Annotated in this window: 21 protein-coding genes and 1 tRNA gene; 11 read left to right on the top strand and 11 right to left on the bottom strand. The window is 65.2% G+C overall.

The annotated features are described in order from the left end of the window. Positions 1-121 precede the first annotated feature (121 nt). Genes ABV518_RS18050 through ABV518_RS18040 form a run of 3 tightly spaced genes read left to right on the top strand, consistent with a single transcriptional unit; the run spans position 122 to position 3,772 of the window. Positions 122-1,174 carry a nitrilase-related carbon-nitrogen hydrolase gene (locus tag ABV518_RS18050; protein ID WP_367769667.1) on the top strand — a complete coding sequence of 351 codons (1,053 nt, stop codon included), beginning with the start codon at positions 122-124 and terminating at the stop codon, positions 1,172-1,174. Beyond that, the gene (locus ABV518_RS18045) at positions 1,171-2,196 is read left to right on the top strand and encodes an agmatine/peptidylarginine deiminase (RefSeq protein ID WP_367769663.1); all 1,026 of its coding nucleotides are present in this window, start codon (positions 1,171-1,173) and stop codon (positions 2,194-2,196) included. The genes ABV518_RS18050 and ABV518_RS18045 overlap by 4 nt, the downstream gene beginning before the upstream one ends. A gap of 13 nt (positions 2,197-2,209) precedes the next feature. Continuing rightward, on the top strand, positions 2,210-3,772 hold the full coding sequence (locus ABV518_RS18040) for an APC family permease (protein ID WP_367769661.1): 1,563 nt from the start codon (positions 2,210-2,212) through the stop codon (positions 3,770-3,772). Positions 3,773-3,875: 103 nt separating this feature from the next. Here the strand turns inward: ABV518_RS18040 and ABV518_RS18035 are convergent, their stop codons facing one another. The 3 genes from ABV518_RS18035 to ABV518_RS18025 all read right to left on the bottom strand — a co-directional run bounded on the left by ABV518_RS18035 (position 3,876) and on the right by ABV518_RS18025 (position 5,329). Then, the gene (locus ABV518_RS18035; RefSeq protein ID WP_367769659.1) at positions 3,876-4,427 is read right to left on the bottom strand and encodes a hypothetical protein; all 552 of its coding nucleotides are present in this window, start codon (positions 4,425-4,427) and stop codon (positions 3,876-3,878) included. Between the two features lie 293 nt (positions 4,428-4,720). Next, complete coding sequence (locus tag ABV518_RS18030) at positions 4,721-5,023, bottom strand: DUF4193 domain-containing protein (protein WP_131134172.1); 303 nt, start codon at positions 5,021-5,023, stop codon at positions 4,721-4,723. Positions 5,024-5,131: 108 nt separating this feature from the next. Continuing rightward, a complete protein-coding gene (locus ABV518_RS18025) occupies positions 5,132-5,329 on the bottom strand; it encodes a hypothetical protein (protein ID WP_367769657.1) in 198 nt (65 codons plus the stop codon). 161 nt (positions 5,330-5,490) lie between these two features. Here ABV518_RS18025 and ABV518_RS18020 point away from each other — a divergent pair, with 161 nt between their 5' ends. Both ABV518_RS18020 and ABV518_RS18015 read left to right on the top strand, forming a co-directional pair. Then, the gene (locus ABV518_RS18020; protein ID WP_367769654.1) at positions 5,491-5,838 is read left to right on the top strand and encodes a hypothetical protein; all 348 of its coding nucleotides are present in this window, start codon (positions 5,491-5,493) and stop codon (positions 5,836-5,838) included. Between the two features lie 103 nt (positions 5,839-5,941). Continuing rightward, positions 5,942-6,790, top strand: a complete 849-nt coding sequence (locus tag ABV518_RS18015) for an HAD-IIB family hydrolase (protein WP_367769651.1) — start codon at positions 5,942-5,944, stop codon at positions 6,788-6,790. An 11-nt stretch (positions 6,791-6,801) separates the two neighbouring features. On the opposite strand, the gene ABV518_RS18010 is transcribed toward ABV518_RS18015, so the two are convergent. From ABV518_RS18010 to ABV518_RS17985, 6 genes are all read right to left on the bottom strand, one after another. After that, positions 6,802-7,161, bottom strand: coding sequence for a DUF6510 family protein (locus ABV518_RS18010; protein ID WP_367769648.1), 360 nt, complete (start codon positions 7,159-7,161; stop codon positions 6,802-6,804). Beyond that, the gene (locus ABV518_RS18005; protein WP_367769645.1) at positions 7,158-7,895 is read right to left on the bottom strand and encodes an FAD-binding oxidoreductase; all 738 of its coding nucleotides are present in this window, start codon (positions 7,893-7,895) and stop codon (positions 7,158-7,160) included. Before ABV518_RS18005 ends, ABV518_RS18010 begins: the two co-directional genes overlap by 4 nt. A 10-nt stretch (positions 7,896-7,905) precedes the next feature. Further along, complete coding sequence (locus ABV518_RS18000; RefSeq protein WP_367770131.1) at positions 7,906-8,499, bottom strand: sulfite oxidase-like oxidoreductase; 594 nt, start codon at positions 8,497-8,499, stop codon at positions 7,906-7,908. 182 nt (positions 8,500-8,681) lie between these two features. Beyond that, on the bottom strand, positions 8,682-9,119 hold the full coding sequence (locus ABV518_RS17995) for a VOC family protein (protein ID WP_367769643.1): 438 nt from the start codon (positions 9,117-9,119) through the stop codon (positions 8,682-8,684). A gap of 60 nt (positions 9,120-9,179) precedes the next feature. After that, positions 9,180-9,256, bottom strand: a tRNA-Thr gene (locus tag ABV518_RS17990). Positions 9,257-9,408: 152 nt separating this feature from the next. Beyond that, on the bottom strand, positions 9,409-10,296 hold the full coding sequence (locus tag ABV518_RS17985; RefSeq protein WP_367769641.1) for a DsbA family protein: 888 nt from the start codon (positions 10,294-10,296) through the stop codon (positions 9,409-9,411). A 179-nt stretch (positions 10,297-10,475) separates the two neighbouring features. On the opposite strand from ABV518_RS17985, the gene ABV518_RS17980 reads away from it, so the two are divergent. The 4 genes from ABV518_RS17980 (at position 10,476) to ABV518_RS17965 (ending at position 15,642) form a co-directional block, all read left to right on the top strand. Further along, positions 10,476-11,978 (top strand): trehalose-6-phosphate synthase, encoded by a 1,503-nt coding sequence (locus ABV518_RS17980; protein ID WP_367769638.1) that lies wholly within the window; start codon positions 10,476-10,478, stop codon positions 11,976-11,978. Continuing rightward, on the top strand, positions 11,968-12,813 hold the full coding sequence (gene otsB, locus ABV518_RS17975) for a trehalose-phosphatase (RefSeq protein WP_367769635.1): 846 nt from the start codon (positions 11,968-11,970) through the stop codon (positions 12,811-12,813). The genes ABV518_RS17980 and otsB overlap by 11 nt, the downstream gene beginning before the upstream one ends. Before the next feature lie 220 nt (positions 12,814-13,033). Then, positions 13,034-14,116: a sn-glycerol-3-phosphate ABC transporter ATP-binding protein UgpC gene (locus ABV518_RS17970; protein WP_310167036.1), complete on the top strand. Its 1,083-nt coding sequence runs from the start codon at positions 13,034-13,036 to the stop codon at positions 14,114-14,116. Between the two features lie 107 nt (positions 14,117-14,223). Beyond that, positions 14,224-15,642, top strand: coding sequence for a DUF4032 domain-containing protein (locus tag ABV518_RS17965; protein WP_367769631.1), 1,419 nt, complete (start codon positions 14,224-14,226; stop codon positions 15,640-15,642). A 66-nt stretch (positions 15,643-15,708) separates the two neighbouring features. Here ABV518_RS17965 and ABV518_RS17960 read toward each other — a convergent pair whose 3' ends face one another. Continuing rightward, positions 15,709-17,079, bottom strand: a complete 1,371-nt coding sequence (locus tag ABV518_RS17960) for an FAD-binding oxidoreductase (RefSeq protein WP_367769628.1) — start codon at positions 17,077-17,079, stop codon at positions 15,709-15,711. 204 nt (positions 17,080-17,283) lie between these two features. Here ABV518_RS17960 and ABV518_RS17955 point away from each other — a divergent pair, with 204 nt between their 5' ends. Both ABV518_RS17955 and ABV518_RS17950 read left to right on the top strand, forming a co-directional pair. Further along, on the top strand, positions 17,284-19,011 hold the full coding sequence (locus tag ABV518_RS17955; RefSeq protein ID WP_367769625.1) for a glycoside hydrolase family 13 protein: 1,728 nt from the start codon (positions 17,284-17,286) through the stop codon (positions 19,009-19,011). Between the two features lie 3 nt (positions 19,012-19,014). Beyond that, a complete protein-coding gene (locus tag ABV518_RS17950; RefSeq protein ID WP_367769622.1) occupies positions 19,015-20,040 on the top strand; it encodes a LacI family DNA-binding transcriptional regulator in 1,026 nt (341 codons plus the stop codon). Here ABV518_RS17950 and ABV518_RS17945 read toward each other — a convergent pair. Next, positions 20,037-20,552 carry an SRPBCC domain-containing protein gene (locus ABV518_RS17945; protein ID WP_367769618.1) on the bottom strand — a complete coding sequence of 172 codons (516 nt, stop codon included), beginning with the start codon at positions 20,550-20,552 and terminating at the stop codon, positions 20,037-20,039. The genes ABV518_RS17950 and ABV518_RS17945 overlap by 4 nt on opposite strands. Positions 20,553-20,853: the final 301 nt, after the last annotated feature.

Genomic DNA, 20,853 nt, shown 5'->3' with positions numbered 1-20,853 from the left:
ATTAGGTCCCGGCGACACAAAAGAACGTGATTCATTTAAGCCCTTGCGCGAAAGCCCGGTACCGTCCATACTAAATGAACGTCATTCATTTAGTGACGGTCGTCTCACTGGAAGTAAGCCCATGATTGAAATTTCCTGCCTCGACTCTCCCGCTTCCCTGGCCCGGACAACGCCGTCCGAACGCCCCGCCCTGCGGGTGGGCGTGGTGCAGCACCGCTGGCATGCAGACACTGCTGTCCTGCAGGCTGAACTGGACGAAGGCATCGGCCGCGCCGCCCGGCTGGGTGCCACGGCGGTGTTCCTGCCCGAACTCACGCTCTCCCGCTACCCCGCGGACACCCGCCCCGAAAATGACATTTCGCGGCCCGGAGCGGCGCGGCCCCGGCCGTCGGACACCGCTGAGGACCTGCTCACCGGGCCCACGTTCCGGTTTGCTGCCGAGTCCGCCCGCCGCCACGGCGTGGCCGTCCACGCCTCGCTGTACCAGCAGGCACCGGCCCCGGACGGCAGCGACGACGGCCTTGGCCTGAACACCGCCATCCTGGTGTCGTCCGAGGGTGAACTGCTCGCCCGGACGCACAAGCTGCACATCCCGGTCACCGCCGGCTACTACGAGGACAAGTTCTTCCGCCAGGGGCCGGCGGCAGCGGATGCCTACGAGGTCCACGCGCCGGCAGAATTGGGTGGAGCGCGGCTGGGCATGCCCACCTGCTGGGACGAATGGTTCCCGGAAGTCGCCCGGCTGTACTCCCTGGGCGGCGCCGAGATCCTGGTGTACCCCACCGCGATCGGCTCCGAACCGGACCACCCGGACTTCGACACGCAGCCGCTGTGGCAGCAGGTCATTGTGGGCAACGGCATCGCCAACGGCCTCTTTATGATTGCCCCCAACCGCTGGGGCAGCGAGGGAACCCTGGACTTCTACGGCTCCTCGTTTATCTCCGACCCCTACGGCCGGATCCTGGTCCAGGCCCCGCGCGACGAGTCCGCCGTCCTGGTGGCAGACCTGGACCTGGACCAGCGCCGGGACTGGCTCACGCTCTTCCCGTTCCTGGCCACCCGCCGCCCTGACACCTACGGCCGGCTGACCGAGCCCGTGCGCCGTGACCAGCCGCTCGGCGGCGAGGAGGCGGGGATCCCGACGTCGGCAGTGCACACCGAGGTGACCGCATGAACGCGTGGCGGATGCCGGCCGAGACAGCTCCACAGGAGCGGCTCTGGATGGCGTTCCCCACCGGCGGCTACACCCTGGGCGACACCGCCGAGGATGCCCATGCTGCCCGGTCCACCTGGGCAGCGGTGGCCAACGCCGCCGTCGAATTTGAGCCGGTCACCGTGGTGGTGGACCCGGCCGACGTCGGCATCGCCGCCCGCGACCTCCACCCGGACGTCGAGGTGCTTGCCGCCCCGCTCAACGACGCGTGGATGCGGGACATCGGCCCCACCTTTGTGCTCGCCGAGGACGGGCGCCTCGGCGCCGTCGACTGGGTGTTCAACGGCTGGGGCGCCCAGGACTGGGCACGCTGGGACAAGGACGCGCTGGTCGCCGGCGAGGTTTCCGGCCGCGCAGGCGCCACGCACATCGTGTCCGCGTTGGTCAACGAAGGCGGCGGCATCCAGGTGGACGGCGAGGGAACCGTGCTGGTGACCGAAACCGTGCAGCTGGATCCGGGCCGCAACCCCGGACTCAGCCGGGCCGACGTCGAAGCCGAGCTCGCGCGGACCATCGGCGCAACCCACGTCGTCTGGCTCCCCCGCGGGCTGGCCAGGGACTCGGAAAGGTTCGGCACCCGCGGGCATGTGGACATCGTCGCAGCCATCCCCTCCCCCGGCACGCTGCTGGTGCATTCCCAGCAGGACCCGCGGCACCCGGATTACCAGGTGAGCCGCGAGATCATCGCACACCTCCGCACCACGAAGGACGCGGCCGGACGGGAGTGGAACATCATCGAAGTCCCCGCCCCGGAAACTTTGCGGGATGACGAGGGGTTTGTGGACTACAGCTACATCAACCACGTGGTGGTCAACGGCGGCGTCATTGCCTGTACCTTCGGGGACGCCAATGATGACAAGGCGCTGCAGATCCTGGCAGAGGCCTACCCCGGCCGGCGGGTGGTCGGGATCGACGCCCGCGAACTCTTCGCCCGCGGCGGCGGCATCCATTGCATCACCCAACAGCAGCCTGCTGCCTCGTAGAAAGCGCTGGACAATGACGCAAACCATCCGCAAGGGCACCCCCGCAGGCCAGCAGTCGGGGGCTGATGCAGCCGGCACGGCGCACGGCATCACGGCCAAGGGCCTGAAGGGCGGGCAGCTGGGCCTGCTCGCCGTCGTGGTCCTGGGCATCTCCACCATCGCGCCGGCGTACACGCTGACCAGCGCCCTGGGCCCGACGATCAACGAAGCCGGGCTCCAACTGCCTGTCATCTTCCTCATCGGCTTTATCCCCATGATTCTGGTGTCCCTCGCCTACCGGGAGCTCAACGCCGACTCCCCGGACAGCGGCACCACGTTCACCTGGGTCACCAAGGCCTTCGGCCCGTGGGTTGGCTGGATGGGCGGCTGGGGACTCCTCGCCGCCAACATCATCGTCCTGTCCAACCTCGCGGGCGTGGCCGTGGACTTCTTCTACCTCTTCCTGTCACAGCTGACCGGCTCACCCGAGCTTGCGGACCTCGCGGCCAACAAGCCCCTGAACGTCCTGACCTGCTTCGTTTTTGTGGCCCTCGCCGTCTGGGTCAGCTACCGCGGCCTGCACACCACCAAGCTGGTGCAGTACGGCCTCGTGGGCTTCCAGCTGCTGGTCTTGGGGCTCTTCGTGGGCCTGGCGTTCGCCAACTGGTCCACGTCCGACACGGCCATCCCGTTCAGCTGGGAATGGTTCGACGTCACCAAAATCGAGACGTTCGGGCAGATCGCCGCCGGCATCTCCCTGTCGATCTTTGTCTACTGGGGCTGGGACGTGTGCCTGACCGTGAACGAGGAAACCGCCAACGGCAAAAAGACCGCGGGCCTGGCCGGCACCCTCACCGCCGTGGCCGTCCTGGGCATCTACCTCCTGGTCAGCATCGCCACCATGATGTTCGCCGGCGTCGGCGATACCGGGGTGGGGCTGAACAACCCGGAGAACCACGAGAACCTCTTCACGGCGCTTGCGTCACCGATCATGGGGCCGTTCGCCATCCTGATGTCCCTGGCGGTGTTGTCCAGTTCGGCGGCGTCCCTGCAGTCCACGTTCACGTCGCCGTCGCGCAGCCTGCTGGCCATGGCCCACTACGGCGCCCTGCCCAAGCCGTTCAGCCACCTGAGCAAGCGCTTCTCGACGCCGGGCTTCGCCACTGTTGCAGCCGGCGTGGTGTCCGCCGGTTTCTATGCGGTGATGCACGTTATCAGCGAGAACGTTCTCAACGACACCATCCTGGCGCTGGGCCTGATGATCTGCTTCTACTACGGCCTGACCGCCATCGCCTGCGCCTGGTACTTCCGGAACAGCGTCTTCAGCAGCGTCCGCAACTTCATGCTGCGGCTCGTGTGCCCAGTGCTCGGCGGGGTCGGGCTGTTCGTGGTGTTCCTGCAGACGGCGGTGGACAGCTGGGCGCCGGAGTTCGGCAGCGGTTCGGAGGTCTTCGGCGTCGGACTGGTATTTGTCCTGGGCATCGGGATCCTGCTGCTCGGGGCGGTGTTCATGCTGGTCATGGCACGCCTCCGCCCCGGGTTCTTCCGGGGCGAGACCATCCGCAGCGACACTCCGGCACTGGTAGTGCCCGAGTAGCCCGGGCGCACAGGACGGCACCCTGGTCCGGATTTCCGGAACAGGGTGCCGTTCTTGGGTTTACTGTGCTTATCTCAACGCCGGTTCGCCATTGAACCGGAGGTCACCAGAAGTGCGCCACGTCCACAACCAGCCGCGATCCGGAGCCCGGTCCGTCCAGGGTGAAGACCCGGAACGGGAGCCGTGCACGGACGCCGAGGCCGATGCTTGTGTAGCCTTCAAAGCTGCCTGCGTAAGCTACCTGGCGGAACGTCTGGTATCCAGCTACGTTGGACAGTTCGGCTTTCGCTGCCGGGCTGTACGTGACGTTGCCGGTCTCGTTGTCGTAGGACGGAGCGTTCACAGTGACCTGGAGGAACGCGCTGCCCTGCAGCGGGATACTGAAACCTGAACCGTCCTGGACCACCACGGGAACGTACTGGGCGGTGTAGCCGGCCACAGGGCCGTTGAGATCAACCACCATCCGGTCGAAGCAATAGTGCTGCCCCGTCCGAACGTTGGTTACTGATGCGGTGCTCATCGCTGGATTTGTTTCGGCCAGCGAACCCCAAACAAGTCCGCAATAGGACGTGGTTGCCGAGGCGGGCCCCGGAGCCAGGAAACCCAATCCGACAGCCATCAGAATGACTGCCAGCCACGTATGAACCTTTTTCATTGTGGGCCACCTTTCGAGTGATTGGATAGCTCAAGCGTAGGAGTCCAAACCACCCTTAAGAAGGGTTGTATCCGCTTCGGCGCGGAACCGTTAAATGCACCTGATTCCGGTCACGCGGGCGTAAATTCGGCACCGTTTGTGGCCGGAAAGAATCCCTATTTACACCGTTTCTGCACGCTACCGTTATGCACATAACGACGCCGGCACATGGCTCCTGGGGTCCTGCCCCCGGACAGCAGGAAGGCGCCGCCCACTGACAGTGGACGGCGCCTTTCATGGGGCGTTCGGGCTGCCTAGCCTTCGCAGTCGCGGCAGTACTTCATGCCGTTCTTTTCGCGGGCAATCTGGGACCGGTGGCGGACAAGGAAGCAGGACGAGCAGGTGAATTCGTCGGATTGCTCGGGAACAACAATGACAGTCAGTTCTTCGTTGGAGAGGTCGGCGCCCGGAAGGTCGATGCCTTCGGCGGTGTCGTTCTCATCGACGTCGATAACCGCGGTCTGGGCAGCACCTGAACGGGAGGCCTGGAGGGCCTCCAGCGATTCTGCGGGAGACTCTTCTTCTTGCTTACGTGGAGCGTCGTAATCGGTAGCCATGGCATGTTCACTTTCGTTGCTGCGCAGCGCCATTTCAGGCACCTCAGTGAAGCAGTTTAGGTCATTATGCCGTGACTTGGAGAATAGTGTGCCCAAGCAGACAAATTGCTACCGCCCGGCTGATTCCGAAGCCCCGGAAGCGTGCGCGGCCCGGGCATGGTCGCCGGCAACAGCGATGCCGCTGAGCGCCGGCAGCCAGCCCCAGCGGGTGGCATCAGCCATGGCGTCCGCCGCCTGCTCGACAGTGTCACAGAAAAAGACATCGGCGAGCCATGAGCGGACGGAAGCCAGCAGCGGAGGAGTCATGCACCGACGGTACGGGGCGAATGTTGTGGGCTCGTTTCGCGCCAGTCTCGGGGCCGTTAAGCCTTGGCCTTTGCTGCGGCGTCCCATGGCTGTGGCGCCCCGCGCCTGCCGGTCCTACCCTGATAGGGCAAGCAAACTCAGCGGCTACCTGAGGAGGCACCATGGCAGTCAAACTCAACCGCAAGGCCCTGACGCACGCGCGCGAACTCGTCAAGGAGGGGAAGGTCCAACGCGACGTCCGCGATGACTGGAGCGAACACGCACCATCGGCCGACGACGAAAACGCCTTCATCGACAAGCATGGCTTTGGCGACTTCGCGGAATGGCATCTGGGACGCGATGACGATAAATCGGACGAAACCAAAGGCAGCGTGAGTTTCCCGTTCGGGGACTTCAAGAAGGTCCACCGCTGCGCCGTCATTTCCCTGGAGAGCCGGGCAGCCCAATACGGCCATGACGACATCCGGGACGCCGCAAAAAAACTGCTGGAGCTGATCGACTCGGAGTGAGGCTGTGCAGCTTCGTTCGCGGATCCCGCCTGGACCAGGTCAAGTCGACCCCAGGACTGCCCGGTTGGGGCCGGGTGGGGCTGCTTCGGTATGATCCGGGATCATGAGCGCAAAGCCGAGTACTGCCGGAACTGTCCGCGCTGTCTTCCTCGATGTGGATGGCACCTACGCGGACTACGGCGTTGTCCCCGAGGGCCATGTGCGTGCTGTACGGGCTGCGCGGGAGGCCGGCCACCGGGTCCTGCTGTGCACCGGGCGGCCGGTGTCGATGTTGCCCCAGAGTATCCTCGCCGCGGGCTTCGACGGCCTGGTAGCCAGCGCCGGCGCCTATGCGGAGGTAGCCGGGGAGGTGCTCGTGGACCGGCGTTTTCCGGCAGACCTCGCGGCCAGGACGGTTGCGGAGCTGGACGCGCACGACGCCGTGTACATCCTCGAGGCGCAGGAAGCGCTGCACGTTCCGCCCGCCGCCGCGGAGCGTTTGCGGGCCATCCTGGACGCCCACTTCCGGCAGGTACCAGGAGGCCCGATGGGTTCGTCCGCCATCCTCGGCGCGGTGCAGCGTACGGCGGACCGCGCGGCGGTGTCGTTCGCCAAGGTCTCCGTTTTTGACTCCCCCGTTGCCATGGAAGACCTGGTGCGCGAAATCGGCCAGGACATTGCCGTCGTCGCCAACTCGGTCGCCGACGAGGGCCGGCACGCGGGTGAGCTGTTCCAGCGCGGGATCAGCAAAGCCGACGGCGTCGCAGCCGTGATCGCGCACTTGGGCATCGCCCGGGAGGACACCATTGCGATCGGCGACGGCGCCAACGACCTGGAGATGATCGCGTACGCGGGCATCGGCGTGGCCATCGAAGGATCCATCCCGGAGCTGATGGCCATCGCGGACCGCACCGCCCGGGGTCCGCGGCAGGAGGGCCTCGTTGCTGCCTTCGCCGAGCTCGGCCTGCACTGAGGCAGAAGCGATCAGCCCAAACCTTGGTCCTCCCGGTCAATCTGGAGGTAGCTCAGTCCGCTCACATCGAGCCAGAAGCTGGTGGGGGTTTCGACGAGGCGAAGGAGGACGCCCTCGCAGGACTTGCACCGCACAACGATTCCCGGGGCGTCGGTGTAGACCAGGGCTTCTCCGAAGGCCCGGACAGCGCCGCAGTTCCTGCACCGGCCGATCGCTGCAATGATGTCGATGCGGAATACTTCCCACAACGGCCCTGCCACCGCGTTTCCGTCGAGATGGGGTATGGGATTGCCCGCAATTCCGGCGATATCCTGGTCCTCGAAGCGCGGGTCTCCGGCGCCTTGGGACGGCGCACCATTTGTGCCAGTCACCGTAAACCTCCAGTTCCGCCGAAGCGTTCGGTCTTGATGGAGGCGGACGGGTAGCCCGCCTGCACGAGCCAGCCTGAGACCGTTTCGACAAATATCGTCTGGCCACAGATGAAGATATCTGGGGCAGCCTCCACCGGCAGGATGGTTGACAGGAGCGCTTCTTCCGAGAGCCGTTGAGGTGGATCCGGCCAGTCCGGCGGCGCCTGGCGTGTGTAGGCGTAGTCGACCACGAGTTTGGCGGATTCCCGGCTGAGAGTGAGGAGCTCCTCCCGATAGAACCCAGCCGCTGGCGATTTGAGGGAGTACAGCAGCCGGAACGGCGACGGATTATCCGAGGCCTCGTGGGCCCGGATCATGGACATGAGCGGCACGATGCCGGATCCTCCGGCGATCAGCTGGACCGGATTGGGGTCCGTTGGCCGCCAGACGAACCAGCCGCCGACGGGGCCACGGATCTCCAGTTGGTCGCCGACCATCAGGTTCCTGACCAAGTAGGGAGAGACTTCCCCATTGGCCAATTCGTCGACGGTGATCTCGATGATTTCATCCATGCCTGCCGTGGCCAGGGAGTAGGACCGAACAGCTGTGTAACCGTCGTCGGCGGTGAGCCGGATATCGATGTGCTGGCCGGCGAGGTTGCCGTTCAATCCGCCGACCCGCAGCCCGATGGTCCTGGACGTTTCCGATTCGGGAATGCCGCTGACCACCTCGGCGACCCGCCAGAGCGTGCTCATGTGGGCGGCCTCATGAGTAGCGCTGCTCGCGCCACGGATCGCCGTGCAGGTGGTAACCATTCGATTCCCAGAAGCCGGGAACGTCTTCCTGGATCAGTTCGATGCCGTTGATCCACTTCGCACTCTTCCAAAGGTACAAGTGGGGTACCAGGAGTCGGGCGGGTCCGCCGTGGGCCCGCTCCAATGGCCGGCCGCCGAATTCCCAGGCCACCCAGGCCTGGCCGTCAAGAAGGTCCTGAAGCGGGACATTGGTTGTATAACCGCCGTAGGAATGGGCCATCGTGAACTCGGAGGTTGTTTCCACGCCGTCGAACAACGTGTCCAGGGATACGCCCCGCCACGTGGTGCCCAGCTGGGACCAGCTGGTGACGCAGTGGATGTCGGTCCGGATCTCAACCTGCGGCAACGCCATGAAGGCATCCCAGGACCACGTGTGACGCTGCCCCGGGCCGGTTGTAATGAAGAATTCCCAGTCTGCCGTGGCGATATTGGGTGCAGGTCCTGCCGTCAAAACGGGAAAGGTGTCCGTCTCGTGTTGGCCGGGTGGCAATGCCGGGTTGCCGGCATGCCGTTTTCCGTGGAAACCAGACGAGATAATGCCCATCATGCACCTCCGCTGCGGAGACTGCCGACCGACTGTGATCGGTTCCCCAACGATAGGGCAACGGCTGGCCTGGGTCCAGAGCTTCGTCATTGCCCACCGATGAACGCCGGAGTCCCCGCCAACGCGGGAAATCCGGCGTCTTCCCCTGTTGACGTCGTACCGGGACCGGGCCGCGCCGGGTGTCAGTCCTTCTTCAGTTTCTGGGCGAGCATCACGAGGATTCCGCTGGGACCGCGGAGGTACGTGAGCTTATAGACGTCGCCGTAGGTCGCCACGCCGCGTAGCGGAGTACATCCGTGCTTCGCGGCTATCTCGAGGGCTTGGTCCATGTCATCAACCGAGAAGGCCACGCGGTGCATGCCGATGTCGTTGGGGCGGGTCGGGTTCGTCTCGATCGCGTCAGGGTGGATGTATTCGAAGAGTTCCAGTTGGCCATGACCGTCCGGGGTTTGGAGCACCGCAATTTTCGCGTGGTTGCCATCAAGCCCGACGGCGGTGTCGGTCCACTCGCCGCTGACGGTGTCACGGCCAACGACCGTGAGACCAAGGTCGGTGAAAAAGGCGATGGTTGCTTCGAGGTCGCGAACGGCGATACCGACGTTTTCAAGTTTGATGGCCATGCGTTGAAGCTACCAAGGCGGACCGGTTAGCTCCAGTGCCCAGATCTTCGTCTGGCAGAATGGAGCCTCCTGTCGGATTCGAACCGACGACCCCCGCTTTACAAGAGCGGTGCTCTGGCCAACTGAGCTAAGGAGGCGCGCCCTGACGGGCCTGCTGAACGGCGCTAGATAAGGTTAGCCCAAGTCCGCCCGCTGGTAAAAACGCCGCAACCCGGACATCAGGCGAATCGAAAAAGGCCCGGCCCCGGAGCAAGTCCGGGACCGGGCCTTCACCGTGTACTGGGGCAGGTTATGCCTTCGCGTCGATCGCTGCCTGCAGGAAGTCGGGGAACTGGGTCTGGGCGCTGTCGCCCTTGCCCCACTGCTTGCCGTCCACGAACACGGACGGCGTGCCGGTGACGCCAATGGCTGCAGCTTCTTTGGTCGTGAACTTCACGTACGGACGGTAGGTCTTGTCGTTCACGCAGCTGTCGATATTGACGCCCATGTCAGAGGCCAGGGACTTGAGCTTGTCGTCCGAAAGGCCGGCGCCGCCTTCGGCAGGCTGGTTGGCGAACAGCGTATCCACAAACTCCGCGTACTTTTCCGGAGACTGGTTCACAACGCATGCGGCGGCGTTGGCCGCGCGGGAGGAGTAGTTCGTGGAGGAACGGTTGTCCAGGAACCCGAGCGCGCGGTATTCCACCGTAATCTTGCCCTCGTTGCGCAGGGCAGTCAGCTGCTCGTTGTACTGTGCCTCGAAGTTCTTGCACACCGGGCAGATGAAGTCGACGTAAAGGACAACCTTCACGGGCTTTCCTGCCTCAGCCTCGGCGCCGGGGGCAACAACTTCCGCCGGGGCGGTCTCGGGCGGGTTTCCCACGGAAGCGGCGTCCACGGTGGACGCATCCAGCTTCGCCACTTCGGTGTTGGCGAGCAAGGTGATGCCGCCGTGCACGTTGCCGTTGGCCGGCGTCGGTCCCTGGTCTGCGATCGGGGCGTTCTGCCGCATGGTGGTGGTCACCACGAGTGCCACAACCGCCAGGATGGCCACCACTGCCACCACAATGCCCCAGCCGATCAGCAGCTTGTTTCGCTTGTCCTTCTTAAGCTGGGCTTCGCGGATCAGGCGCGCCTTCTCGCGTGCCTCCGCTGTTCGCTCAGCCTTGGACTTACGTACTTCATTTGCGGGGCTCATGTGTTCCTTGGGTCGATCGACGTGGGGGGACCACTCAGTGGCAACTCCATCATTTTAGGGGAGAAACCTGAGAGCTTGCGCTTTCAACTATTCCTCCAGTTGACCAACGGATGAATAGCAAGGAAGATTCCGCCCCGTTAGGGTGGGCTTAGAGGCACAAGCAACCCCAGGGGGCCGCAATGCAAACACCTGTCCAGGAAAAACCTACCTCCGAGCCTGACTCCGGACCTGCCGGACACGGCCAGGGCGATGGCACAAAATACGACTTCATGGTGGTGTCCAACAGACTGCCCGTAGACCGTTGCGCCCCGGGAGAGAGCGGCGACGACGGCTCCGGCTGGCGGCGCTCGCCCGGCGGCCTGGTGACTGCGCTGGCTCCGATGATGACCAAGACCGACGGCGCGTGGGTGGGCTGGCACGGGGCCCCGGATGAGACGGTCAAACCGTTCAGCCACGGCGGAATGGATCTCGTCCCGGTCCAGCTCAGCACCGACGATGTTGAGTTGTATTACGAGGGCTTCTCCAACGCCACCCTGTGGCCCCTGTACCACGATGTGATCGCTCCCCCGGAGTTCCACCGGACCTGGTGGGACGCCTACCGCAGGGTCAACAAAAGGTTCGCGGACGCCGTCGTACGCCATGCAGACCACGGCGCCACCGTGTGGATCCAGGACTACCAGCTGCAGCTGGTGCCCCGGCTGCTGCGCGAGGCGCGGCCCGACCTCCGGATCGGCTTCTTTAACCACATCCCGTTTCCCCCGCCGGAAATCTTCGCCCAGCTGCCGTGGCGGCACGCCATCATCGACGGCCTGATGGGCGCAGACCTGGTGGGCTTCCAGCGCCCCAGCGATGCCGGGAACTTCATGCGCTCCGCCCGGCGGTTCCTGGGCGCCAGCGTCAAGCAGCAGCAGGTGCACGTCAAGGGACACGACGGCGAGATCACCCACATCGCCAGGGCCCAGTCATTCCCCATCTCCATCGATGTTGCCCAGATCAGCGAGCTGGCCAACAAGCCGGAGATCATCGAGCGCGCCCGCCAGATCCGCCAGGACCTTGGCAACCCCAAAACCATCCTCCTGGGCGTGGACCGGCTGGACTACACCAAGGGCATCCGGCACCGGCTCAAGGCCTTCGAGGAACTTCTCAACGAAGGCAAGCTGACCGTCGGCGACGCCACACTCATCCAGGTGGCCAGCCCCAGCCGTGAGCGCGTGGAACAGTACCGGCTCCTGCGTGAGGAGATCGAGGGCACCGTGGGCCACATCAACGGCACCTACGACACCATCCAGAACACGGCCGTACGCTACCTGCACCACAGCTACCCGGTCGAGGAAATGGTGGCGCTCTACCTCGCCGCGGACGTCATGCTGGTTACTGCCCTGCGGGACGGAATGAACCTTGTGGCCAAGGAATACGTCACTGCCCGCACGCAGAACGACGGCGCGCTGGTCCTGAGCGAGTTTGCCGGCGCGGCAGACCAGTTGAAGCAGGCCCTCTTGATGAACCCGCACGACATCGACGGGCTGAAGGACACCATCATGCGGGCCGTCAACTTGCCCCCCAAGGATTCCGCCCGCCGGATGCGGTCCATGCGCAAGCAGATCCTGGAACACGACGTGGACCACTGGTCTGCGGACTTCCTCCAGGCACTCAACGAAAAGGTGGTCCGCGATGACTCCTGATGCCCGCCGCGCAAAAGGCCCGCTGACGCTCTCCCCTGAACTCCTCGAGGCCGTCCGGCGCATCGCCCAGACAGAACACCTCCTGGTGGCCATGGACTTCGACGGCACCATCTCGCCGCTGGTGGACCATGCCGGCGACGCCCGCCCCCTGCCGCGCTCCGCCACCGCGTTTGCCGGGCTCGCCGCCCTGCCGCGCACGACGACGGCACTCATCTCGGGGCGCGCCCTCGCCAGCCTGCGCGCCGTGGCTTCGCCCCCGGTGGACACGCTGCTGATCGGCAGCCACGGCGCCGAGGCCTGGCTGGGTCCCGGATCCACGGAACTGACCCTGGACGAGGACCAGCGTGCGCTGCTCGCCGAAGTCCGGGGCATCCTGGAGGAGATCGTTGAACAGGCACCGGGCACGCTCCTGGAGGACAAGCCTGCCGGCGTGGTCCTGCACACCAGGCTGGCCACCCCGGACGTGGCCGAGGACGCCGTGGCAGCCGCCCGGGCCGTGCTGCAGGAACGCCGTGGCGTGTTCCTCAAGAACGGCAAGCAGGTCCTCGAAACGTCCGTGGTTAACGCCTCGAAGGGTGAGGGCGTGACCTTCCTCCGGCAGATCACCGGGGCAACGGCGGTCCTGTTCGCGGGAGACGACACCACGGACGAGGACGCGCTGGCCCGGCTGGAGTCCGGCGACGTCGGCGTGAAGGTGGGGCTCGACTTTACCCAGGCGCAGTTCAGGGTGGAAGCTCCGGTGCACGTCGCCGAACTGCTGGAGACCCTGCTGCAGGAGCGGAGCCTGGCGGTGGCTGAAGAGGAACCGGAAAACTTCGGCGGACACGGAGAGTAGCCAAGCTCATATGTGACGTCCGTAACATTTGGTTCTTTTCCCCATTCATCTGACATACTCTTGCTTGTGATGTGGCGCACAGACACCGTGCGGCGTCACGCGATACTCCTCGGCTTCGGCCGGGGAGTACACGGCTGAAAAACCGTGGACAACTGAACAAACATGAACCATTCACAACGGATCGTCCGGCACGTACCTGCCGGTGAAGGGATTGATAACTGTGGCTACAGTTACTTTTGATAACGCTACGCGTCTGTACCCGGGCACAGAAAAGCCCGCCGTCGATAAGCTCAACATCGACATCGCCGATGGCGAATTCCTGGTCCTCGTTGGACCCTCCGGTTGCGGTAAGTCCACCTCGCTGCGCATGCTCGCAGGCCTTGAGGATGTCAACGCCGGCCGTATCCTCATTGGCGACCGCGATGTCACCGATGTTCCGCCGAAGGACCGCGACATCGCCATGGTTTTCCAGAACTACGCGCTGTACCCGCACATGACGGTTGCAGACAACATGGGCTTCGCACTGAAGATCGCCGGCGTCAGCAAGGAAGAGCGCGCCGAGCGTGTCCGCGAAGCAGCCAAGCTTCTTGACCTCGAGCCGTACCTGGACCGCAAGCCGAAGGCACTCTCCGGCGGTCAGCGCCAGCGTGTCGCCATGGGCCGCGCTATCGTGCGTAACCCGCAGGTCTTCCTCATGGATGAGCCGCTTTCCAACCTGGACGCCAAGCTCCGTGTCCAGACCCGTACGCAGATCGCATCCCTGACCCGCCGCCTGGGCGTCACCACGGTCTACGTGACCCACGACCAGGTCGAGGCCATGACCATGGGTGACCGCGTGGCTGTGCTGAAGGACGGCCTGCTCATGCAGGTTGACACCCCGCGCAACCTGTACGACAAGCCCAAGAACGTCTTCGTTGCCGGCTTCATCGGCTCCCCCGCCATGAACCTGCTGGAACTGCCCGTCGTCGACGGCGGCGTCCAGTTCGGCGGAACGGTTTACCCCGTGCCGCGCAACGTCCTCGAAGAGGCACACGGCAGCACCGTTACCCTGGGCTCCCGTCCCGAGGACCTCGAGCAAGTTGCCGCCGGCGAAGGCCTCCAGGTTGAGGTCGACGTCGTCGAAGAGCTCGGAGCTGACGCCTACGTCTACGGCCACACCATCCTGGACGGCAAGAGCCACGACATCGTGGCCCGTGTCGACGGTCGCCGCCCCCCGATGAAGGGCGAGTCCATCCACGTCCGTCCGCAGTCGGGCCACGTGCACCTGTTCGACACCAAGACCGGTCTGCGCCTGGGCGACTAATCCCCAGCACTAACCAACCGACGGCGGCCCTCCTTCCTGGACGGGCCGCCGTCGGCGTTAACCCACGATGTTTAGGCAGCCGCCCCTATGTACGGAAGAATTGACCCATGACCGAGGAAAACAGCGCCCAGTGGCACGACGAACCCACCGACTACGCGCAGATCGGCAAACTGCCCCGGTTTGAGGCGGCCAGCGCCAATGATAGCAAGCTCTCCGCGGTCTCCAGCTCGCTGAACATCACGGCGGCAGCCGCCGATCCGGAGCTCCTGGACCTCCCCTGGCACATCGCACTCGAGGACTGGCCAGCCGAGAACCTCGCAGCACTCCCCCGCGGCATCTCCCGGCACATTGTGCGCTTTGCCCACCTGGGCGGCTCCGTCATCGCCATCAAGGAAACCTCCGAACACGTGGCCCGCCACGAGTACCACATGCTCCGGAAGCTCGCCCGGCTGGACGTCCCCTGTGTCGAGCCCGTAGCCGTGATAACCGGCCGTACCACGCTCGACGGCCGGCCCCTGAACCCGGTGCTGGTCACCCGCCACCTGAAGTTCTCCATGCCGTACCGCGCACTCTTCTCCCAGATGCTGCGCAAGGACACGCTCACCCGCCTCATCGACGCCCAGGCACTCCTGATGGTGCGCCTGCACCTGATCGGCTTCTACTGGGGCGACGTCTCCCTCTCCAACACCCTGTTCCGCCGCGACGCCGGGGCCTTCGCGGCGTACCTGGTGGACGCCGAGACCGGCGAGCTGTACCCGGACCTGTCCACCGGGCAGCGCGAATACGACCTCGAAATCGCCCGGGTAAACATCGCCGGCGAGCTGATGGACCTGCTGGACGGCGGCCTGATCGAGGAGAAGGTGGACCCCGTTGCCACCAGCGAGCTCATCATGGACAGCTACCGCCGCCTCTGGACCGAGCTGACGGAGAAGGAATCGTTCGAACTCGGCGAACGCTGGCGTGTGGGCGCCCGCATCCGCCGCCTCAACGAACTGGGTTTCGACGTCGAGGAATACGCCATCAAAACCACCCAGAACGGTTCCACCATCCAGCTCCAGCCCAAGGTGGTCGACGCCGGCCACCACATGCGCCGGCTGCTGCGCCTGACCGGTCTGGATGCCCAGGAGAACCAGGCACGCCGCCTGCTCAACGACATGGACTCCTTCCGTGCGGACAACAACCCGGAGATGGACGAGGAATACAGCGCCCACCTCTGGGTCAGCCAGGTCTTCGAGCCGATTGTCCGTTCCATCCCGCGGGACCTGTCCCGCAAGCTCGAACCCGCCGAAGCCGTCCACGAGGTGCTCGAACACCGCTGGTACATGTCCGAGAAGCAGGAACGGCACATCCCGCTGGCCGAAGCAGTGCAGTCCTACATCGACTCCATCCTGCGGCACCGCCGGGACGAGGCAGCCATCATGCTGAACCCGGACACCGAAATGCTGAAGATCCTTGAGGTGGAAACCGAGGAGTCCAGGTACGGCGCCGACGAAGACATCGACGAATACCCGGACGTCGACGACTGAGCAGGTCCCCGGGAGCCGCCCGCCGGTTGCAGCACGGCTGTGTTAAATCAGCCAGATGGGCGCAGGCTAGATGGCTTTCCCCGGGTTCAGGATGCCGGCCGGGTCAAAGAGCTCTTTGACCCGGCGCTGCAGCTCCCTGACGGGTTCCGGTTGCTCAAGTCCGAGCCAGCGCAATTTGTACTGCCCGATGCCGTGCTCCCCCGTGATGGTGCCGCCCATCTCCAGAGCGGCGTCAATCGACGCGTCCAGTGCGAGGTTCAGTCTCTGCATGGCGTCCTCATCCACGGCATCGTCCAGCCGGTCCACCCAGAACGTCGGGTGCAGGTTGCCGTCCCCGGCGTGGGCCACCACCTTGAGGCTGACCTTGTGGGCGGCAGCGATGGCCTCCAGCGCTGCCACGTAGTCCACCAGGCGAGAGCGGGGCACGGCGACGTCCTCACCCACCCGGTATTCGTCGTCGACCTCCACGCCGCGGCTGTTGCGGCGCAGCTCCACCAGCTGCTCGGCCTCGGCGGTGGATTCGGTGGTGACCAGCGCTCCGCCGTCCGCCAGCACCGCCCGGACGACGTCGGCCTCCGCGGCAGCGCCGAAGCCATCGGTCTGGATGAGCAGCAGGGAGCGTCCGCGCGTGGTGAGATCCGATCCGTGGATGCTGTCCAGCTGGGCCAGCGTGCCGCCGTCGAGCAGTTCCATGATGGCGGGCTGGACGCGGGCCCTGCCAACGGCCAGGACTCCGGCGGCGGCCTGCCTGAAGTCGGGGTAGAACGCGGCGATGGTGTGCACGTCGTGGGGCAGGTACTTCAGCCGCACCGTTACGCCGACCACGATGCCCAGGGTCCCCTCGGAACCGACGAACAGCCCGGTAAGGTCGTAGCCGGCCACGCCTTTGAACGTCTGGTGTCCGGTGTGGATGAGGGACCCGTCAGCGAGCACCACGTCCAGCGCGAGGACCGAATCCCGGGTGACCCCATACTTGGCGCAGCGCAGGCCACCGGCGTTGGTGGCGACGTTGCCGCCGATCGTGGAGGTACGGAAGCTCGCCGGGTCGGGCGCATACATCAGCCCGTGGACGGCCGCCGCCTCGTTCAGGACGGCGTTCACCACGCCGGGTTCGACGACGGCGGTCTCGTCGTCGGGGTTAAGGTCCAGGATGCGGTCCATCCGTTCCAGGGACAGGACCACGGAATTCCTGCTGGCGTGGGCCCCGCCGGAGACACCCGTTCCGGCGCCACGGGCCACCAGTGCAATGCCCCGGCTGGCACAACACCTCACCGTGGCCTGGACGTCCGCCACTGATTCAGCGAAAACCACCGCCAGCGGCAACTGGAAATCCAGCACAGGCGCCTGGTCCACTGCGTACCGGGCGAGCGTGGCTTCCTCGGTACTGACCATGCCCGGCCGGAGCGCAGTCTCCAGCTCCTCAACTATGCTGCCCACGCAGCCTCCAGTCCCGTCGTCGCACATGTCCTTCCAGTCTAGGGCCGGGCTGGATGACGCGCCTGCGTCACAATTCCTCCCTCACCATGACTGCAAGCGTTTCCACAGGTCAGACCCAGGTCGCCCTGAAGGCTTGAACAATGGCCGCCTAAACTCCGGTGGAAGCGTTTTCATTTTGTTGGCGCCTCGTCTAGGCTAATTCCCATGTCTGTTGATTCCGTGATCTCCGCCACAGCAGCGCTGGCTGGACCGCTGACCCTGATCCACGACGCCGACAAGGCTCCGGGCTGGTGGCGCTCTGCCGTCACCTACCAGGTGTACCCGAGGTCATTCCGCGACCTTAATGGCGACGGCATCGGGGACATCGCCGGCATCACCGAAGGGCTGCCGCACCTTGCCGACCTGGATGTGGACGCCGTCTGGCTTTCCCCCTTTTACCGGTCTCCGCAGCGCGACGCCGGCTACGACGTCAGCGACTACTGCGACGTGGACCCGATCTTCGGAACCCTGGGCGATTTCGACATCATGATGGCCGAGGCCAACCGCCTGGGCCTGCGGGTGATCGTGGACCTGGTCCCCAACCACTGCTCAGACCAGCATGTGGCGTTCCAGGCTGCCTTGGCTGCACCCGCCGGAAGCCCCGAGCGAGACATGTTTATCTTCCGCGACGGCAGCGGCCCTGAGGGGCACGAGCCGCCCAACAACTGGCAGTCCCACTTTGGCGGACCTGCCTGGACGCGCGTCATCGGGCCCGACGGCCGGCCGGACCAGTGGTACCTGCACCTCTTCGATTCGTCCCAGCCGGATTTCAACTGGGACAACCCTGCCGTGCATGCCGAGTTTGAGCGCGTCCTCCGTTTCTGGCTGGACCGCGGCGTGTCCGGTTTCCGGGTGGACGTGGCCCACGCACTGGTCAAAGCTCCGGGGCTTCCGGCTTGGGGCGGCCGGGCCGACGGCGGGAGTTCGGACGGATTCCCGGGCCACGAGGCCCCCATGTTTGGCCAGCCGGCCATCCACGACATCTACCGCGCTTGGCGGCTGATCCTGGACGAATACGGCCCGGACAGGATCCTGTGCGCCGAAGCCAGCGTCGATCTCCCCCGACTGGCGCACTGGGTCAGGCCCGACGAGATGCACCAGGCGTTCAACTTCCCCTATCTGCACGCCGGCTTGGACGTGTACCGGCTGCGGTCCGTCATCACGGACTCCCTGACAGTTCTCGATGCCGTTGGTGCGCCCAGCACCTGGGTGCTGTCCAACCACGACGTCGTGCGGCACGCCAGCCGCTTCGGTTACAACGGCTCCGGCCCACGCGACGGCGACGGCATCGGCCCCGCGGACCAGCAGCCGGACACGGCATTGGGAAGGCGCCGTGCGGCCGCAGCCTCCCTCTTTATGCTCGGCCTGCCAGGCGCTGCCTACCTGTACCAGGGCGAAGAGCTCGGGCTTCCGGATGGCATCGACATCCCTGAAGGTATGCGGCAGGATCCCACTTTCGCGAGGACCGGAGGGGAACGCCTGGGCCGCGATGGGTGCAGGGTCCCACTGCCCTGGAATGCCGCGGAAACGCACCTGGGCTTCGGCTCCGGACAGCAGCCGTGGCTTCCCCTGCCGGCTTCCTTCAAGGAACTGGCGCGCGACGTCCAGGCCGCCACGCCGTCGTCGCACTTGAACCTGTACCGCCGCACACTGGCTGCACGGCGGGAACTGGGCTTGGGCCGCGGCTCCCTCGCTTGGGCAGAGGAATGGTGCACAGGCTCCTCCCTTGGTTTCGTGAACGGCACTACGCTGGTGCTTATGAACCTCAACCACGAGCCCCTGGAAATGCCCGCCGGCAACGTGCTCCTCCGCAGCGCGGATCCGGACTCCGGCCACTTCCTCGCCTCCGGCGAAACCGTCTGGCTGCAATTGGTGCACGGCGACACGGAGTAGTCCATGGCAGGCATCAAAGACGTTGCCGACCGGGCCGGCCTCTCCATTGCCACGGTATCGCGGGCACTCAGCGGGAAGGCCAACGTTTCGGCGAAGAGCCGCAAGCTCGCCAAAACGGCTGCCGCGGAGCTTGGCTTTGTGCCGTCCTACCATGCGTCAAGCCTGGCGTCCGGGCGGAACCACAACGTTGGCCTGGTGCTACCGTCCGTGCACCGCTGGTACTTCTCATCAGTCCTGGAGGGCGTCTCCGCCACGCTGCTGGATGCCGGGTACGACCTCACCCTGTACAACGTCGGGGACCAGGCGGTGCGGCGCGAGAGCGTCCTGAACGACTTCCTGCTGCGCAAACGGCTCGATGCTGTGATCGCCGTTGCGTTAGTGCTTACGGACGATGAGATCCAGCAGCTCCTGGCCATCCATCGTCCCATTGTGGGCATCGGCGGGGCGCTGGCTGGCGCATCGACGATCCGGATCAACGATTCCGGACTGTCGCGGATGGCAACCAACCACCTGATCCAGCTGGGCCACACGCGCATTGCCCACCTGACCGGTGATCCCGCGCTGAACCAGGACTTCAAACTGCCAGGCATCCGCCAGGCCGGATTTGAGGCCGCGATGAAGGACGCGGGTTTGTCTATCCGCCCTGAATGGCAGATCTCGGCTGACTTCACCATCCAGGGCGCGTATGCAAGTGCCCGCCGACTCCTCGGCATGGGGACCGAACGGCCCACGGCCGTCTTCGCGGCGTCGGACGAGATGGCCATCGGCACTATTCTCGCCGCCCGGGACTTTGGCCTCAGGGTTCCGCACGACCTCTCCGTCATCGGCATGGACGGCCACGAGCTCGGCGAGGTCTTTGGGCTGACCACTATTAACCAGGACGCCCGCGGCCAGGGTGCCCTCGCTGCCCGGCTCCTGTTGGAAACACTCGACGCCGGCACCCCTGCCGGTAATGATGGTGCGGCAACTGACCGGGAGTACCCGACGGAGCTGGTTATCCGCACAAGTACGGCCGTACCGCCTGCCTAAGCTGGCTCCGCCGTCGTATCCTCCGGAGTGCCGCCCATAAAGCGGACATACCGCTCAAGCACTATTGGCCAACCCGCGGCGTAGTCTGCCCGGGCACGTGCCGGGTCTTCGGCACCCTCCCAGCCGTCATGCACCAGCCGCACCTCAGTGCCGTCAGCTACGGCCCTGAAGGCCACACGCAGTTCCGTGGACCACAACGCCGTGGTTCCGGGGTGCCAGGTCGCGTGGAACGACAGGGGCGGCTGCCAGTCGTCGATGGTCCCCCAAATCGACGTCCGGCCATCGTCAGCGGTTTCCAGGATCAGGTTCTCTTCAAATTCCACATAGGACCCGGCGCCGTAGACGCCGTGGGACTCCAGCGGCCACCAGAGGTGCGTGTGGTCCGTGAACCCGGCAAAGGCCTGGGCCACGTGGCCAGGAACAGTCACCGCCAGGATCAGGGGGTCCAACGCGTCGGCGGCGTCTGAAGGATCCGGGGTGGGGCCACCTGCGTGGCTGAAGAGGTTATCCATGGACAGCAACTTTACCCGCGGGGCAGTGGTGGAGATCTTCACAGCCAGGACGCTCTCGCAGTTCCTGCGGGTTTTCCACGGACGCTCTCGCAGTTGATGCGGGTTTTCGGCCGCCGCTCTGTGACTTACGACGGCGGGCGGCTGGGCTGGGTGCCGGGGGCGGGGCTTGTTGCGGGTGGTGGGAGAGGGTCCGTTCAAAACCTGCAGGATGTGCGAGAGGGTTCGTCAAAAACATGCAGGATGTGGGAGAGGGTTCTGGGTGGGGTGCGGGGTGTGCTGTTAAATGGGAGGGCCCCCCAAC

Origin of the sequence: Arthrobacter sp. HS15c (assembly GCF_040812005.1) — a bacterium.
Classification (GTDB): Bacteria; Actinomycetota; Actinomycetes; order Actinomycetales; family Micrococcaceae; genus Arthrobacter.
The sequence above is the reverse complement of the archived record's forward strand: the minus strand, read 5'-3'. Positions and strand labels throughout refer to the sequence as shown.